13 protein-coding genes are annotated in these 16,858 nt (G+C 63.8%); 4 read left to right on the top strand and 9 right to left on the bottom strand.

Translation table 11 applies throughout. The features are described 5' to 3' along the window. Positions 1 to 10 precede the first annotated feature (10 nt). Together M729_RS1000000138780 and M729_RS0109790 are read right to left on the bottom strand one after the other, a co-directional pair. Positions 11 to 298: a hypothetical protein gene (locus M729_RS1000000138780; RefSeq protein WP_024502660.1), complete on the bottom strand. Its 288-nt coding sequence runs from the start codon at positions 296 to 298 to the stop codon at positions 11 to 13. Positions 299 to 911: 613 nt separating this feature from the next. After that, positions 912 to 1,112 carry a hypothetical protein gene (locus tag M729_RS0109790; RefSeq protein WP_013529836.1) on the bottom strand — a complete coding sequence of 67 codons (201 nt, stop codon included), beginning with the start codon at positions 1,110 to 1,112 and terminating at the stop codon, positions 912 to 914. Between the two features lie 307 nt (positions 1,113 to 1,419). Between M729_RS0109790 and M729_RS0109785 the strand changes: the two genes are divergently transcribed. The 4 genes from M729_RS0109785 to M729_RS0109765 all read left to right on the top strand — a co-directional run bounded on the left by M729_RS0109785 (position 1,420) and on the right by M729_RS0109765 (position 5,482). Next, positions 1,420 to 2,883 (top strand): phosphatidylserine/phosphatidylglycerophosphate/cardiolipin synthase family protein, encoded by a 1,464-nt coding sequence (locus M729_RS0109785; protein ID WP_024502662.1) that lies wholly within the window; start codon positions 1,420 to 1,422, stop codon positions 2,881 to 2,883. A gap of 108 nt (positions 2,884 to 2,991) precedes the next feature. Next, positions 2,992 to 3,840: an endonuclease/exonuclease/phosphatase family protein gene (locus tag M729_RS0109780; protein ID WP_013529834.1), complete on the top strand. Its 849-nt coding sequence runs from the start codon at positions 2,992 to 2,994 to the stop codon at positions 3,838 to 3,840. Positions 3,841 to 3,902: 62 nt separating this feature from the next. Next, the gene (locus tag M729_RS0109775) at positions 3,903 to 4,235 is read left to right on the top strand and encodes a hypothetical protein (RefSeq protein ID WP_024502663.1); all 333 of its coding nucleotides are present in this window, start codon (positions 3,903 to 3,905) and stop codon (positions 4,233 to 4,235) included. A gap of 386 nt (positions 4,236 to 4,621) precedes the next feature. Then, positions 4,622 to 5,482, top strand: coding sequence for a hypothetical protein (locus M729_RS0109765; protein WP_024502664.1), 861 nt, complete (start codon positions 4,622 to 4,624; stop codon positions 5,480 to 5,482). Positions 5,483 to 5,544: 62 nt separating this feature from the next. On the opposite strand, the gene M729_RS0109760 is transcribed toward M729_RS0109765, so the two are convergent. From M729_RS0109760 to M729_RS0109730, 7 genes are all read right to left on the bottom strand, one after another. After that, on the bottom strand, positions 5,545 to 7,059 hold the full coding sequence (locus M729_RS0109760) for an aldehyde dehydrogenase family protein (RefSeq protein ID WP_027161453.1): 1,515 nt from the start codon (positions 7,057 to 7,059) through the stop codon (positions 5,545 to 5,547). A 185-nt stretch (positions 7,060 to 7,244) separates the two neighbouring features. Beyond that, on the bottom strand, positions 7,245 to 8,519 hold the full coding sequence (locus M729_RS0109755; protein ID WP_013529830.1) for an RNA polymerase sigma factor: 1,275 nt from the start codon (positions 8,517 to 8,519) through the stop codon (positions 7,245 to 7,247). Continuing rightward, entirely contained in the window at positions 8,516 to 8,890 is a 375-nt protein-coding gene (locus M729_RS0109750) for a YciI family protein (RefSeq protein WP_013529829.1), read from the bottom strand. The genes M729_RS0109755 and M729_RS0109750 overlap by 4 nt, the downstream gene beginning before the upstream one ends. Before the next feature lie 107 nt (positions 8,891 to 8,997). Beyond that, positions 8,998 to 10,104, bottom strand: coding sequence for a DNA topoisomerase IB (locus tag M729_RS0109745; RefSeq protein WP_024502667.1), 1,107 nt, complete (start codon positions 10,102 to 10,104; stop codon positions 8,998 to 9,000). An 84-nt stretch (positions 10,105 to 10,188) separates the two neighbouring features. Next, a complete protein-coding gene (locus M729_RS0109740) occupies positions 10,189 to 11,073 on the bottom strand; it encodes a transglutaminase family protein (RefSeq protein WP_013529827.1) in 885 nt (294 codons plus the stop codon). 3 nt (positions 11,074 to 11,076) lie between these two features. Further along, complete coding sequence (locus tag M729_RS0109735) at positions 11,077 to 13,488, bottom strand: circularly permuted type 2 ATP-grasp protein (protein WP_027161452.1); 2,412 nt, start codon at positions 13,486 to 13,488, stop codon at positions 11,077 to 11,079. 6 nt (positions 13,489 to 13,494) lie between these two features. Beyond that, positions 13,495 to 16,854, bottom strand: a complete 3,360-nt coding sequence (locus M729_RS0109730) for a transglutaminase family protein (RefSeq protein WP_027161451.1) — start codon at positions 16,852 to 16,854, stop codon at positions 13,495 to 13,497. Positions 16,855 to 16,858 lie beyond the last annotated feature (4 nt).

Genomic DNA, 16,858 nt, shown 5'->3' with positions numbered 1-16,858 from the left:
CCAACCCCATTCATGAGAGCGTTCCAAGATGTATTCTGGAAAACGCCGCAAGGCGCCTGTTGCGGCCTGGGTGGGTGCGCAGCAGATCGGCCGGGTCGACCGTGCCGAAAGCAGGCGGATCGAGTTCGGCGAGATCGAATTCATGCACGGCCAATTGCGCCAGCGCTTCGGGAGCGATGGAAACGACGGCGTTCTCCCGGGTCAGGGACCAGGCCGGCTTGCTGTCCACACCCGCCGGATTGACGACGCGACATCCGGTCGGCGTATTGCACCGCGTGATCCGGTCGCTGCCGAGCAAGGCTCTCGATCGGCGTGCGGGCCGCAGCGCAATTCCAGTGGAATGCTCTTTGGCCGGGAATGTCTGCGAGACGGGATCGCGAGCGGAGTCTATGACACTCCGCGCCGCGGTGGGCCTCCAGGGGCCTGCGCTTTCAGGAATTATGTCCAGGACATATCGAGCTGTCCGTTCTCGATTGACGCCCTGGGAATTGCCGCCTTCCCGAGCATCGTCCGTATTTTCCATTGCCTGGCCTCAGCCGCTTGTCTGCCGCCTGAAATCCCCCTTAGCCCGACCCGGATCCAACGTAACGCACATGCTGCGGATAGTGAATAACACCCGTACGCAAACAAAAAATTTTGTTCGGGATAAAAGCCCCTCGGGGCGAGGAACCCAGGCCTTTAGGTCGCGACTACGGGTCAACAGGTCCCTTTGGACCCTTCGGCGCATTGGCTGACGGAGCATCAAACGAAAAACCCGCCTGCTCGGCGGGTCACTGGCGCAAATCAGCACCATGCACGAATATATACCTTAGCTGAGATCACCGTGTCAAGAAAAAATTCCTATCGCGAAAAGCTGCCGACGCAAAAGCCGCGACAGAGCCAGCAATGCAGAGCTACCAGATGGCTACCGGTCATTGCAGATCGTCGCGACGATTCTCATACAAATCCCATGCAAGTTCGACAAACCCCAGAAGAACGTCCTCCTCGCTCCATCCGGCAGCGACGGCCGCCTGGACGATCTCGCGGACGAGAGGCAGCAATTGGCGTTGGCATTCTGCCGACGTGTCGGCAACTACGTCATCGCCGGGAGGTTCATCGAAGTTGAATTTCATCGTTAGGCGCCCCCCTCGCCATCAATCAAAGTGTTCATATCATTAAGTTCATTCATCCTGATATACAATAGAGGTCGCACCAAAGCATAAGAGGCTTCGGAGGCTCTGAGCAGAACAGGATGATGCCAGGCTCTATGCTTCCGCTAGGTCAGGTTTGTCCTTCTGAACAGGTCCGTCGGGAAGCTTCTACCCATCAATCTCTGCGGCTGGTCGAAACCTTCGGCCAGGGCCGCATGCCACCATCCGGCGAATGCGCGGCAGGACCGGCCGCATTGCCTTCTGCAACCGCTCGCTGGATAGTCTCGGCATGTTGGCGACCCTGGCGACTCACTGGCCGCAAATTCTGGCGATCATCTCCGTGGTGATGGCGACGGTCGGCATCGTCCATGCCGTCATGACCAAGGAAGATGTGCGCGCCGCCACCGGCTGGGTCGGCGTGATGGTGCTGTCCCCGATCCTCGGCGTGCTGATCTACGCCGTCGCCGGCATCAATCGCATCCGCCGTGCCACGATCACCGCCCAGCGCCCGTTTGCCGACGGCGTGGTGTCCGCCAAGCATGAGCGCGACGTCGCTGTCGAAGAGGCCCTGATCGTCGAGCGATACGGGCAACGGTTCACGGGCTTGCGGACACTCGGCGACAGGGTGGCGCGGCGCGCGCTCAACCCTGGAAACGCAATCGATGTGCTGGAGACCGGCGACGAGGCCTATGCCGCCATGTGCGCGGCGATCGACGGCGCCGAGCGCAGCGTCCTGCTCGAGACCTATATTTTCGACAATGACGCCGTCGGCCTGCTCTTCGTCGAGGCGCTGGCCGGCGCCGTCCGGCGCGGCGTCACCGTCCGCGTGCTGATCGATGCCGTCGGCGCCCGCTACTCGGTGCCGAGCATCCTGGGGCATTTGCGCGAGGCCAACATCCCCGCCGACGTCTTCAACGGCAACATCGTCATGGGCCTGCGCCTGCCCTACGCCAATCTGAGGACCCACCGGAAGATCCTGGTGGTCGACGGCATCGCCGCCTTCACCGGCGGCATGAACATCCGAAAAGGCTTCTCCGCCGAATTCGCCGGCTCCAACAGCGCCAGGGACACACATTTCCGGGTGACCGGCCCGATCGTCGCCGACCTCTTTTCGGTCGCCGCCGAAGACTGGCGCTTCGCCACCAACGAGGCGCTGAAGGGCGACGCCTGGCGCATTGCCCCGCTGTCGCCGTCGCCAGGCGCACCGATGATGGTGCGGGCAGTCGCTTCCGGCCCGGATGCCAGCAACGAGACCAACCACAAGCTGCTGATCGGTGCGTTCTCGGTCGCCCGCAAGTCCATACGCGTGATGTCGCCCTATTTCCTGCCGGATCGGGAACTGATCAGCGCCCTGATCACCGCCGGCAGGCGCGGGGTCGAGATCGACATCGTGGTGCCGGCGGTGAACAATCTTTTCCTCGTCGACCGCGCGATGATGGCGCAGTTCGATCAGGTGCTCAAACACTATTGCCGTGTCTGGCGAACCGAGGGACCATTCGACCATTCGAAGCTGCTTTCGATCGACGGCGTGTGGGCCTATGTCGGCTCTTCCAATCTTGACGCCCGATCGCTGCGGCTCAATTTCGAGATCGACTTGGAGGTGCTCGATGCCGGCTTTGCCAGCGAGATCGAGGCGCGGATCGGGTCGGCGATTGCCTCCGCCGTGCCGGTAACACTGGAAGCCTTGCGAGCCCGGCCGTTCCTTATCAGGCTGTTCGACCGGGCATTGTGGCTCGGTTCACCCTATCTCTAAGGCGGAGGTGCGCTTGAGGAACTCGTCTGTCATGGAACATACGCCGAAATTGCCTATTTTGACTGTATCCGGCTTCTGAATTGAAGCCAGCGAGAACGAGCAGCACAGATGCACAGAATTGGACGCAGCCTCCCGGCAAGCATGCTTCTGTCCCTTCGTGACCGCCGGATGCAGAAAGCTAACGCCGCCGCACTCAAGACGACAGCCACCACCGGCACGCTGGTTGCCTCCTACAATGTCCATAAATGCATCGGCGTCGACAGGAAGTTCGATCCGGACCGGACCATCCGCGTCATCCGCGAAATCGATCCGGATGTCATTGCCCTGCAGGAAGCCGACAACCGCTTCGGCGACCGTGATGGTCTTCTCGACCTGCCGCGGCTCGAACGGGAAACCGGACTGGTTCCGGTGCCGATTTCCGCTACCGGCAAGGGCCATGGCTGGCATGGCAACGTCTTGCTGTTCAAGAAGGGCGTCGTTCGCGACGTGCACCAGATCAAGCTTCCGGGGCTGGAGCCGCGCGGCGCGGTGGTGGCGGAGATCGACCTCGATGGAAGCCGGACGCTGCGCATCATCGCCGCCCATCTTGGCCTGCTGCGCCGCTCCCGCTCCCAGCAGGCGCGCGTCGTGCTCGACCTGATGAACAGCCCGGACGAAAGACCGACCCTGCTGCTCGGCGACCTCAACGAATGGCGGCTCGGCAACCGCTCCGCTCTCAACACGCTGCACGCGACGTTCGGCCCGCAGCCGCCGGCGGTCCCCACCTTCCCGTCGAACCTGCCGCTGCTGGCGCTCGACCGGATCATGGCCAACCGGCATGGCATGATTGCCGCCATCGACGCGCATGACACGCCGCTTTCACGCGTTGCCTCCGACCACCTGCCGCTGACGGCCTTCGTGCGACTGGAGCGGGTGGACGATAACGCCTTGATGTCTCCCGCGTCGCAAAGAGTGTAAAATTAGTCGGAACGCCCAGTTCTTCCGCGAGTTACCATGTCTTGAACGTGTAGGAGGACGAGATGAAGAAGTTGATTCTGGCTTCCCTGTTGGCATTGGCCGCGACAGCGGCGATCACTGCGCCGACGCGAGCGGCAAGCGTGACCATCCAGTCCGACGACGATCGATATTTGCCGGACGACGATTCCGACAGTGGGATCGTTATTCGCCGTCATCACCGCGATCGCTATTCCGACAATCAGTATGATGGCGACCGGAACGTTCAGTATGACGATGGCGAATACCGGTACGGCGAATATCGCCGCCACCACCGGCATCATCGCTGCCATATCGAACTGGTCAAGCACTGGCGCCACCACCACAGGGTGATCGAAGAGGTTCGCGTCTGCGGCTGATCCTGATCGAACCAACCGGCCGGCGAAAGCCGGCCGGTTTCATCGCGTATGGTGGCGAGAGATGCCGCCATCGACCAGTTGGAAACGCCCCTGCAGACGACTGACGCGCGGCGCGGTTCGCGCAGCTGGATTACCTGGCTGATCTTGTCGCGATTGCGCTTGGCACGGTAACTCACTCTCCACCATCCCCGTCAAGCCGCAGATCACCGGCGCGCTTCCCAGGGCATGGCAATCGGCTAGCCGATCCCACCATGGACCGGTCGTTGCCCGACCCGTGTTCGGGTTAGGCTTGCTCTTCGCATTTGGTGCCTCTGGACACAGCCGTGGAAGGCTGAAAAATGTGGAGCGCAACTCGGCTTTTTGAGTTGAACCGGAACACCAGGAGGATGGCGCTGAAATTGGAAGATATTGCCGGCCATCCGGCGTTGCATCGCTACGTTCAGGAACAGTCCCTGGCGCTGATCCGAATCTATGAGGAGAGCCCTCGCCTGGCTTCCATTTTCGCCACGCAGCAGCGTTGGCTGATGGGTCATGTCGGCCTCGCCATGCATTTCAGGCGCGATCCGCACGACCGCCGCAAGGAACTGACGGTATCGCGGTTCATCGAGTTCGTGCACCAGCATGCGGTCGCCAGCCGCAACACGGCGGACGCTTTCATCAAGGAGATGCTGCACTACCACATCGCCGAGTATGTGTCGGGTGGCGACGGCCGTACGCACCCTTTGCAGCCGACGGCGGCAACCGTGCAGACCTTTACCGGCTGGGTCCTTGCCCATCTGCGGACGCTGGATCGCCTCGACGGCGCTGACCGCTTGGCCAGGTTCCTCGAACACCCCGAGATGGTTGCCGGGCTGCAGCCTCTGGTGGCGGACGGCCTGCTTGCCTCCAAGCCGGTGCGCGAACCCAACCAGACCTTTTCCCTGTTCATCTGGCTCAACAATGGCGGCATCGTCATGGACTGGCTGATGTCGGGCATCGACCCCGATCACGCCGGCTTGGACCAGATTCCGACCAGCGTGGTTTCGATCGGAGATTTCGCCAAATGGCTCAAGCTCTCGCGGACCCATCTGGCCCGCAAGCTGCGCGCTGCCGAGAATCTCGGCAGCATCGGCTGGCTCGGCCAGCGCGGCCATTCGGTGATGTGGGTGTCGAATACATTCTACCAGGAATACATGACAGTCCAGGCGGCCAAACTGGCCATCGTCGACACCGCTTTCAATGCCTGTTTTCCGCCGGCTGGAAGCTGATCGGTGCGGCATCCCCGTAACGGGGATGCCTTTCAATGCGGGCGATCAAAATCCCGAAGTTCTCAGTCGATGTCGAACGACACGCCCTGGGCGAGCGGCAGCGCCTTGGAATAGTTCACCGTGTTGGTGGCGCGCCGCATATAGGCCTTCCATGCGTCGGAGCCGCTCTCGCGGCCGCCGCCGGTTTCCTTTTCGCCGCCAAAGGCACCGCCGATCTCGGCGCCCGACGTACCGATGTTGACATTGGCAATGCCGCAATCCGATCCGTCGACACCCAGGAAACGCTCGGATTCCTGCAGGTCGCGGGTGAAGATCGACGACGAGAGGCCTGCGCCCACGGCATTGTGCTCGTCGAGCACGGCGTCGAAATCCGAATATTTCATCACATAGAGGATCGGCGCGAAGGTCTCTTCCGTGACAGGGGCCACCTGCTTGGGCATCTCGACCAGCGCCGGGTGCACGTAATAGGCATCCGGATGACCGTTCTCGACCCGCGTGCCGCCGGTCACCTTGCCGCCATGGGCGGCGGCTTCCTTCAGCGCCTTCTGCATGGCCTCGTATGCCGCCTTGTCGATCAGCGGCCCGACCAGCGAGGAGGTCTCCAGCGGATTGCCGACAGACACACTCTCGTAGGCCTTCTTGAGGCGCGGAACCAGGGCGTCGTAGACGCTGTCATGCACGAACAGGCGCCGCAGCGTCGTGCAGCGCTGGCCGGCCGTGCCCATTGCTCCAAAGGCAATCGCGCGCAGCGCCATGTCGAGATCGGCGCTCGGGCAGACGATGCCGGCATTGTTGCCGCCGAGTTCGAGCACTGCGCGGGCAAAGCGCTTGGCCAGCCGCGGGCCGACGTCGCGGCCCATGCGGGTCGAGCCGGTCGCCGAAACCAGCGGCACCTTGGGGTGGTCGACCAGGATCTCGCCGACGGCGCGGTCACCGATCAGCACCGGCGCCAGGCCATCAGGTGCGTCCGCGCCGAAGCGCTTGACCGCACGCTTGAAGATGGCCTCGCAGGCAAGTGCGGTCAGCGGCGTCTTTTCCGACGGCTTCCACACCACCGCGTCGCCGCAAACCAGCGCCAGGGCGGCATTCCAGGACCACACAGCGACCGGGAAATTGAAGGCGGAAATGACGCCGACGACGCCGAGCGGATGCCAGGTTTCCATCATCCGATGGCCCGGGCGCTCGGTGGCGATGGTCAGGCCGTACAATTGCCGGGATAGGCCTACGGCGAAATCGCAGATGTCGATCATCTCCTGCACTTCGCCGAGCCCCTCGGACGGGATCTTGCCGACCTCGATCGAAACCAGCCGGCCAAGCTCGGCCTTGTGCGCGCGCAGTTCCTCGCCGAGCAGCCGCACCAGTTCGCCACGCCGCGGGCCCGGCACCATGCGCCAGGCCTGGAAGGCCTTGTGCGCGGCATCGATCACCTTGGCCGCGTCAGCCGGTGAGATCGTCTTCAGCGCCGCGATCTGCTCGCCCGTCACCGGGCTGCGCACGATCAGGTCGCCGCCGACGAGCGCTTCCTTGGCCACGCCCAGTTTCGCCAGCAGTTCGGTCGTTTCCTTGCCTATCGTCATTCTGGTTCCTTTCAGATCCCGTCGCCATCATATGGCGCTGGGTTAAGCCTTCGCCGTGTCGCCCGTGTGCCGAAAGGCACTTCAGGCGCAGTCATGGCGTGGCATTACTCGTTTCAGGGGAAAATCGCCACCCCGGCATGGTCCAAGCCCAAACTACACGATTGAGCCAGATGGGGAGGTGACGCTCAGTTTGCCTTTTTCGCCGGCGGGCGCACCGCACCGTCCTTGATCAACCGGTCGATATGCATGCGGATATGGGCAGCCTCTGCCGCCGTGTTCGCAAGCGCTATGGCCCGGTCGAAGGCGACGCGCGCCTCGTCGCCCCGGTCGAGCTGCATCAAGAGGCCCCCCTTGAGCCCGAAAAAGTGGAAATAGCCGGAAAGCCGTTCTTCCAGCGGCTCGATCATGGCCAGCGCCTCCCCCGGTCCACGCACCTTCGAGACCGCGACGGCCCGGTTGAGCGTGACCACCGGCGACGGCTGCATCTGCTCCAGCAAGCGGTAGAGCAGGTCGATCTCGTTCCAGTCCGTATCCTCGGCCTTTTCGGCCCGCGCATGCAGCGCGGCAATCGCCGCCTGCACCTGGTAAGGGCCGGGCTTGCGATGGCGCAGCGCCTTGTCGACCAGTGCCAGCCCCTCATCGATCATCTTGCGGCTCCACAGGCTGCGATCCTGGTCTTCGAGCAGCACGATCTCGCCACTCTCGTCGAAACGGGCCGGTGCGCGCGCATGCTGCAGAAGCAACAGCGCCGTCAGCCCCATGATCTCCGGCTCGGTTTGGAACAGCCGCAGCAACAGCCGTGCCAGCCGGATCGCCTCCTCGCACAGCGGCGCGCGCGCCGGCGCCTCGCCGCTGTTGGTCGAATAGCCCTCGTTGAAGACCAGGTAGACCATGGCGGCGACGGCGGCGAGCCGTTCCGAGCGCTCGACCGCGCCAGGCGTCTCGAACGGCACGCCGGCGTCCGCAATGCGCGCCTTGGCGCGAGTGATGCGCTGCTCCATGGCGCTTTCGCCAACCAGGAAGGCGCGCGCGATCTGCTTGACCGTGAGACCGGAGACAATGCGCAGCGCCACCGCGATCTGCTGCGTTGCCGGCAGATCGGGATGGCAGCAGATGAACAGCAGCCGCAATATGTCGTCGCGGTAGTGCGCCCCGTCCAGCCGCTCGGCGATATCGCTCTCGGCGTCTTCCAGATCGGAAACCTGGTCTTCCTCCGGCATCGGCGCCTGCTTGGCGCGCTTGCGCACCGCATCGATGCCGCTGTTGCGGCCGACGAAGATCAGCCAGGCCGCCGGGTCGCGCGGCGGCCCGTTCTGCGGCCAGTTCTTCAACGCCCTGAGGCACGCGTCCTGGAAAGCTTCCTCCGCCGTATCGAGATCGCGGAAATAACGCAGCAGCGCGCCCATCGCCTGCGGGCGGGCGGCGCTGATCGCGGAGCTGATCCAGGCCATTTCGGTCATGCGGAAACCGTTGTTGGGTTGAAGACCGAAACCGGCCGGATTTCATAGGAGCCGCCGCTCGGGTTGACCTCGGAAAGCTCGCGGGCGAACTCCACCGCCTCGTCGAGATCGGCGCATTCGAGCGTGTAGAAGCCGAGAAACTGTTCCTTGGTCTCGGCGAACGGCCCGTCGATGACGACCGATTCGCCTTTGACCTTCCTCAACGTCGTCGCGGCCGTGGTCGGCAGAAGCCGTGCCACCGGGCCGAGCCGACCAGCCTTGGCGTACTTGTCCTGAACGTCGAGGAGATTGGCCATGACCTCGTCGTCCTGTGCCTTGCTCCAGGAGCAGACGACATCTTCGGAGGCATAGCAGAGGATTGCGTAGAGCATGGCTGGTCCTTTTCTCTGTCAAAGGACGAAACAGTAAGACCGATCCCGACATGACGTCGATAAAAAAATCCAGATGTGACGGATTTGGCCACCGTCGGCCGCGTCGGTCAGCTTTCTCCCAGCTTCAGCCATCGCAGCACGAGAGCTTCCTCGTCATCGAGACCGGCAATCGCCCGTTTGCGCTTGTTGGCCTGCGCCATTTCATCCAGCAACCGTCCCTCGGACCATGCTTCGAAGACCCGCGGATGGATATAGCATTTGCGGCAGACGGCACGCGTATTGCCCAGCCGTTCGGCAACCTTGTCGATGACGCTGTTCATCGCCCTGTTTCGCTGCGTCTGGCTTTGCGGCAGTTCCGTTTGCGCAAACAGTGACGCGGCGTGAATGGTGCCGCCCCAGGTGCGGAAATGCTTCGAACTGAAGGCGTCACCGACCGCCTCACGGATATAGCGGTTGACGTCCTCGGAGCGGACCGGCCGCCTGTCGCCGTCCTCATCGAGATACTGGAACAGCTTCTGGCCTGGCAGGTCCTGCGCGCCACGCACAATCCTGGCGATGCGGCGGTCGGCCAGCTTCAGCTTCCACTCCTTGCCCGACTTGCCCTTGAAGGCAAAGCGCAGGCTTGAACCGACAATATCGACATGCCGGTCGCGCAACGTGGTCAGCCCGAAACTCTTGTTGTCGCGGGCGTAGGCGGCATTGCCGACGCGGATCATCGTGTTGTCGAGCAGCCAGACGACCGCGGCGACGACACGCTCGAACGGCAAGCCACGACGGCGCAGATCGCTGTCGACCCTGTGCCGCAGGTCCGGCAGGCTCTCGGCGAATGCGACAAGGCTCGAATATTTGGCACCATCGCGCTCTTCGGCCCATTGCGGATGATAACGATATTGCTTGCGTCCCCGCTGGTCCCTGCCGGTTGCCTGGATATGGCCGTCCGCGTCGGGCGAAATCCACACATCCGTCCAGGCCGGCGGAATGACGATCGCCTCGATGCGGGCTTTGGTGGCGTCCGAAACCGTCCGTCCGTCCGGTCCCTTGTAGGAAAACCCCTTGCCTGTCTTCAGCCGCCGGATACCAGGCTCGGCATCGCTGACATAACTAAGCGACGCATGATCGGCCGAGCTTTGTGCCCCGTTTTTGAACACGCCATCTGGCGATACAGCGTCCTCGCCAGCCGGTCGGCCGGGCGACATTCCGGATTTCTGCAACATGTCGGCTCCACGCGAATTCCGTAGATAAGCCACTGGCCGACCGCTGGTTCCACGCGCCGTCCGAAAACGGTGTCGAGCCTGCCTTCAGGCTTTCTCGAGCACAACCGGAATGACATCGACAGCCTGCTCGCCGACCTGTCCCCCCGTGGTCTTGAGCACGCCGACGATCGGCGCTACGTCCGAATAGTCGCGGCCGTAGCCGACGGTGATATGGTCGTTGCTGGCCCGCATGCCGTTGGTTGGATCGAATTCCTGCCAGCCTGCGTCGCGCCCGCACCAGACCTTGACCCAGGCATGCATGGCATCGGCGCCTTCCAGCCGGGGCTTGCCCTTCGGCGGGATGGTGCGCAGGAAGCCGCTGACATAGCCAGCGGGAATGCCGAGCCCGCGCAGGCCGGCGATCATGATATGCGAAAAGTCCTGGCAGACACCGCGCTTCAGCCTGAAGGCATCGCTGGCCCGGGTCCGCACCGTCGTCGCCTCGCCGTCATAGGTGAAATCACGATGAATGCGATGGCACAGGTTCATGGCCGTGCTGGCGGCGGAACCGGCGATGCTGCTGCGTGCGTAGGCGGTGATCGCATCGTCGATGCCGGCATGGGTGCTGGCCGTCAGGAAATGGTGCGGTGCATCAGGTGCCAGAGACCGCACCGCGGCGAGCTCCTGCCTGAGCCGGGCGATATCGGGCGACACGTCGAGCCCGGGCTCGGGCCGAGACACCGACACGCGGGCGCTCATCCTGATATCGAGCGCATCATGCGCATCGCGAAAGGCGATCGAGGTGACGTTGTTGCCGAAGAAATCGGAAAAGTCGGAACGCTCGTTAGGCGCCGGCGCAAAGGACAGTGATGCGGCGATGACGCGCTGCACGCCTGATATCGTCGACGGCAGCACACGCACCTGATGACGACCGCCGCCGGCAGCGGAAGCGTAATCATAGTGGAGATGAAGCCTGATATCGTAGAGCATGATTTATCCGAAATAGGCTTTGGCGAGGCTGTTGTAGAGGCCGCCGATTTCGTGGGCGAGCTCGTCCAGCGCCTTTGCCGTCATATCCGAAGGCTCCTTGATGGCGATCTGGGTGTTGAGCTGCAGGATTTCCTTCGCCGCCGGCGACATTTGCCCCTCCCCGCCGAGCGACGGCAACAGGCCGATTTCGGCCTTCAGCCTTTCGAGCTGGAACAGGATGGAGCGCGGGTTAAGCGGATCGAGCGCCAGCAGGTCGATCACCGTGTGCCGGCCGGCCTGCACCGGATATTGGCGGCGATGGGTCATCACGCTGTCGCCGATCTCCAGCATCATGTCGAGCGCGCCGTCCGGCGCCTTGGCGCTGGTCAGCCGCGACAGCGTGCGGGAGATCTGGATGCCGCGCTCCAGCCGGCGGCCGATCTCGAGGAAGCGCCAACCGGCGAAGCGGTACATGTTCTCGTGCAGCAGGCCGGAAAAGCCAGCGAGCTTACGCAGGATGACTGTCATCGCCCGGGTCGCGTCGTCGCCGGGCGCGACCGTCGTTGCGAACTGATGGATGGTTTTCGACAGGTCCTTCAGCGCCAGCCAGCCATCGGGCGAGAAGCGGTCGCGAATCTGCCCGGCGCTGTAGACCGCGCTATCCAGCGTGCCGATCAGCCCTGACGGGATCGCCGTCTCGACGTCGATGCCGAAAGGTTCGAGATAATCCCTGATGTCGGCGAGCAGCGGCATGTCCGGGTCGGACGTTTCGGCGAGCCGCACATGGTAGGCGCGCAGGATGCGCACCGTGTCCTCCGAGCGCTCGATATAGCGGCCGAGCCAGGTCAGGTTCTCCGCCGCGCGACTGGGCAGGCTGCCGGGCCTAGTGCGGCTGAAACTGTCGCCTTCCTGCGGCAGCAGCGTCTCGCGCTCCACCGGTTTGTCGCTGACAACCCAGACATCCGCCGCCTGGCCGCCACGCTGCATGGCGATCGCCGTCGGGTCGAGCGACAGGCCGATGCGGGCAAAACCGCCCGGCATCACCGTCCAGCCCTCCGGCGTTCGCGCCAGGTAGACGCGCAGGCTCGCTGGCCGCGGCTCCAGCCACCCGCCGACATAGACGGGCGTCGTCGAAAGCGTCACCGCTTCCTGGCCGACAAAATCGCCGCCATCGCGTTCGATGCGCGCCACCAGCTCCGCCCGCTCTCCGGCCGACAGCGCCGAACCGAGCTTCGTTGAATCGTCATCCTCGAAGGCAAGTCTCGTCGACAGCGCCGGGCCGATCACCATGCGATCGATGTTGGCCAGCACATGCGCGCGTTCGGTTGCTTGCCCGCACCACCATGTCGCGACGCTTGGCAGCAGCAATTCCTCGCCCCGCAAGGCCCGTGAAATCTTGGGCAGGAAGGCGAGCAGCGCACGCGTCTCCATCAGGCCGGAGCCAAGCGCATTGACGGTAGCAACCGCGCCCTGGCGGATCGCCTCGACCAGGCCCGGCGTGCCGATCTGCGAATCCGGGCGCAGTTCGAGCGGATCGGCGAAGGCGGCATCGAGCCGCCGCCACAACACGCTGATCGGCATCAGGCCGGAAACCGTGCGTACCATGAGCCGGCCGCCTGAAACGGTCAAATCCTCGCCTTCGAGCAGCATGATGCCAAGGTAGCGGGCGATGTAGGCGTGTTCGTAATAGGTTTCGTTGAGCGGCCCCGGCGTGAGGATGGCGACGCGGCCGTCGGTCTCCTTGGCCATGCCGATCAGCGCGTCGCGAAAACGGCGGAAAAAGCCGGCAAGGCGGTGCACATGCATCTCGCCATAGATGTCGGACAGCGCGCGTGTGGTGGCGACGCGGTTTTCCAGTGCGAAACCGGCGCCGGACGGCGCCTGCGTGCGATCGCCAAGCACCCACCACTGGCCGTCAGGTCCACGGCCGAGCTCGAAGGCGCAGAAATGCAGGAAGTGGCCGCCGGCCGGCTTGGTGCCGACGACAGGCCGCAAATATTCGGGGCTGGCGGCGATCAATCCCGCCGGCAGGATGCCTTTTTCGACCAGCCGGTTCGGCCCGTATATATCGGCGATGGTTTCCTCGAACAGTTCGGCGCGCTGCACGAGGCCGGCGCTGATCGCCGCCCACTCGCTCTCTTCGATGAGAACCGGGACATGCGCCAGCGGCCATTCGCGTTCATTGGCGCCGGCCTTGTCATAGACGCGGTAATAAACGCCGGCATCGCGCAGATACTGGTCGGCGCGGGCAAAGCGCTGGCCGAGCTTTTCAGCACCGAGTTCCTCGAGCGCCTCGACAAAATGCTTCCAGGCCGGGCGAGGATTGCCCGATGCATCGACCATCTCGTCGACGACGCCGTCGATAGGCTGGTAGTGCTCCAGCAGGCTGTGGGTCTGCGGCTTGCCGCGTCCCCTCTTGTGATTCCCCTTTGCCATTGCTGATCAGAGTCTTGCCGGCCGCCGAAGGTCAAGGGTCATCGGGAAATCTTCCGCCGGTTGTTCTTCACGGATCACATAGGCGGATGGCGTATGGCCACGCGGTTCGAAGCGGGCGAGCCGCCGGGCTTCCGCCTCGTTGCCATTGACCGGAAAGGTGTCGTAATTGCGCCCGCCGGGATGGGCGACATGGTAGACGCAGCCGCCGACCGCACGGCCCGACCATCGGTCATAGATGTCGAAGACCAGCGGCGTGTTGACGGGCAGCGCCGGATGCAGGCCCGATGCCGGCTGCCAGGCCTTGAAGCGCACGCCTGCCACCGCCACTTCGCGATTGTCAGTGACCTTCATCGGCACGATGCGGCCGTTGCAGACGACTGCGTGGCGCTCCGGGTTCAGCCCTTCGGTCTTGACCTGCAGCCGTTCGACCGAGGAATCGACGAAGCGCACGGTGCCGCCGATCGCGCCTTGCTCGCCCATCACATGCCACGGCTCCAGCGCCTGGCGCAGTTCCAGCTTGATGCCGGCATGCTGAACCTCGCCGCAGAACGGGAAGCGGAATTCGAGCTGGGCGTCGAACCATTCGGGACGGAACTCAAAACCGTTGAGCTTGAGGTCGTCGAGCACGTCGAGGAAATCGGCCCAGACATGATGCGGCAGCATGAAGCGGTCATGCAGCGATGTGCCCCAACGCACGAAACGGCCGTCGAGCGGGCTCTTCCAGGCACGGGCAATGATGGCGCGGACCAAAAGTTGCTGCGCGAGGCTCATGCGCGCATTGGGCGGCATCTCGAAGCCGCGGAATTCGACCAGCCCCAGCCGGCCGGTCGGTCCGTCGGGCGAGAACAGCTTGTCGATGCAGATTTCCGAACGATGCGTATTCCCGGTGACGTCGGTCAACAAATTGCGGAACAGCCGGTCGACCAGCCATGGCAAGGGTGCGTTGCCCTGGTCTGGATGCGGCACCTGCGCCATAGCGATCTCAAGCTCGTAGAGCGAGTCGTGACGCGCTTCGTCGAAGCGTGGCGCCTGGCTGGTCGGCCCGATGAACAGGCCGGAGAACAGGTAGGACAGCGACGGATGGCGCTGCCATTGCAGCACCAGGCTCTTCAGCAGGTCCGGCCTTCGCAGGAACGGGCTGTCATTGGGTGTCGCACCGCCGACCACGACATGGTTGCCGCCGCCGGTGCCGGTGTGGCGGCCATCGATCATGAACTTGTCTGCGCCAAGCCGTGTCTGCCGCGCCTCCTCGTAGATCGCCGTCGTCGTCGCCACGCAATCCTGCCAGTTGGAAGCAGGATGGATGTTGACCTCGATGACGCCTGGGTCAGGCGCGACGCGGATGACGTTGAGGCGCGGATCGTGCGGCGGGCCATAGCCTTCGATGTGCACGGGAAGGCCTATCGCCTTCGCCGCGTTCTCGGCCGCCGCGACCAGTTCGAGATAGTCTTCCAGCGCCTCGACCGGCGGCATGAACACGCAAAGCTGGCCATCGCGCGGTTCGACCGAAAGTGCGGTGCGCACCGCGCCGCCGATCTCGGTGATCTCCTGCTCGACCCGCTCCTGCTGGCCGGTCGCAGCGGTGAACGATGCCGCCTGCTGGCGGCGCGCCATCTCGTCGGCGCCTTCCAGTTCGGCTGGAGCCGGTCCGGCCAGTATGGCTTCACGCGCGGGCAGCGGGCCGCGTGGCAGTGACGGATCGACCGGCACGATATAAGGGAATTGCTCCGGCGGCACATAGGGCAACGTGCCGAGCGGCAGCCGGTAGCCGACCGGTGAATCGCCTGGCACCAGGAACAGCCGGCCACGCCGCGTCTTCCATTTTTCCGAACGCCAGCGCGGATCCGATGCCTGGCTGTTCCAGCGCTGGACGGGGAGCACATAGCCGGACGGTTTGGTCAGCCCGCGCTCGAACACTTTCGCCATGCGGCTGCGTTCTTCCGGATCCTCCAGCCTGGAGTTGGACGGATCGACATTGTCGGGCAGCTTGCCTTCCTTGAGCAGCCATTCGGCCGGATCCTCATAGGCTTCGCTGACCATGGCTTTGTCGATGCCGAGCTCGCCGGCAATCGCGGTGAGCAGGCTTTCGGCCTGCTTCGGGCCGATATCGGCCTCGCTCTTTTCGCGTGCGATCAGCGACGGATCGCTCCACACCGGCTGGCCGTCGGCACGCCAGTAGAGCGAAAAGGTCCAGCGCGGCAGGCTTTCGCCCGGGTACCATTTGCCCTGGCCGTAATGGAGAAAGCCGCCCGGCGCAAAGCGCTCGCGCAGTTTACGGATCAGTTCGTCCGCCTTTTCGCGCTTGGTGGGACCGACGGCGGCGGTGTTCCATTCGGCCGACTCGAAATCGTCGATCGACACGAAAGTCGGCTCGCCGCCCATCGTCAGCCGCACGTCGCCGGCGGCACGTGCTTTATCGACCTTGTTGCCCAGAGCGTCGAGCGCCTGCCAGCTTTCGTCCGAAAATGGCTTGGTGATGCGCGGATGTTCGGCGATGCGGTCGACCCGCATCTCGAAGCCGAATTCGACATTGGCGAAGCTCGCCATGCCGGAAATCGGGGCCGCGTTGCGGAAATGCGGCGTGGCGGCCAGCGGCACATGGCTCTCGCCGGTGAGCAGGCCCGAGGTCGGATCGAAGCCGATCCAGCCGGCGCCGGGAAGATAGACCTCGCACCACGCATGCAGATCGGTGAAGTCGACGGCGGTTCCGGCTGGACCGTCCAGCGCCACCAGATCGGGCTTCAACTGGACCAGATAGCCGGAAACGAAGCGCGCCGCGATGCCGAGATTGCGCAGGATCTGCACCAGCAGCCAGCTCGAATCCCGGCACGATCCCTTTTTCGCGGCCAAGGTCTCTTCCGGCGAGAACACACCGGTTTCCATGCGCACGATATAGGCGATCTCGCGCTGCAGCCGCGCGTTGAGATCGACCAGGAAATTGACGGTGTTGGCAGCGCTGCGATCGATGGTCTTCAGCAGCGCCGACAGCAGCGGTCCCGCCGGCTCCGGAGTGCGATAGATGGCGAGATCGTCGCGTATTTCTTCCGGATACTCGAACGGAAACGCCTCGGCCGACGGCTCGACGAAGAAATCGAACGGATTATAGACCGTCATGTCGGCGACGAGGTCAACCTCGATCTTCAACTCCGTCACTGGCTCCGGAAAGACGAAGCGGGCGAGGAAATTGCCGTAAGGATCCTGCTGCAGATTGACGAAGTGGTTCGCCGGCTCGACCTTGAGCGAATGGCTCAGCACCTTGGTACGGGAATGCGGCGCCGGCTGCAGCCGGATGATCTGGGGCCCGAGAACCACCGGCCGGTCGTATTTGTAATGGGTCAGGTGGTAGACGGCTGCCAGAATTGCCATGGGG

It is taken from the genome of Mesorhizobium sp. WSM1293 (assembly GCF_000513875.1).
In the GTDB taxonomy this organism is placed as follows: domain Bacteria; phylum Pseudomonadota; class Alphaproteobacteria; order Rhizobiales; family Rhizobiaceae; genus Mesorhizobium; species Mesorhizobium ciceri.
The sequence above is the reverse complement of the archived record's forward strand: the minus strand, read 5'-3'. Positions and strand labels throughout refer to the sequence as shown.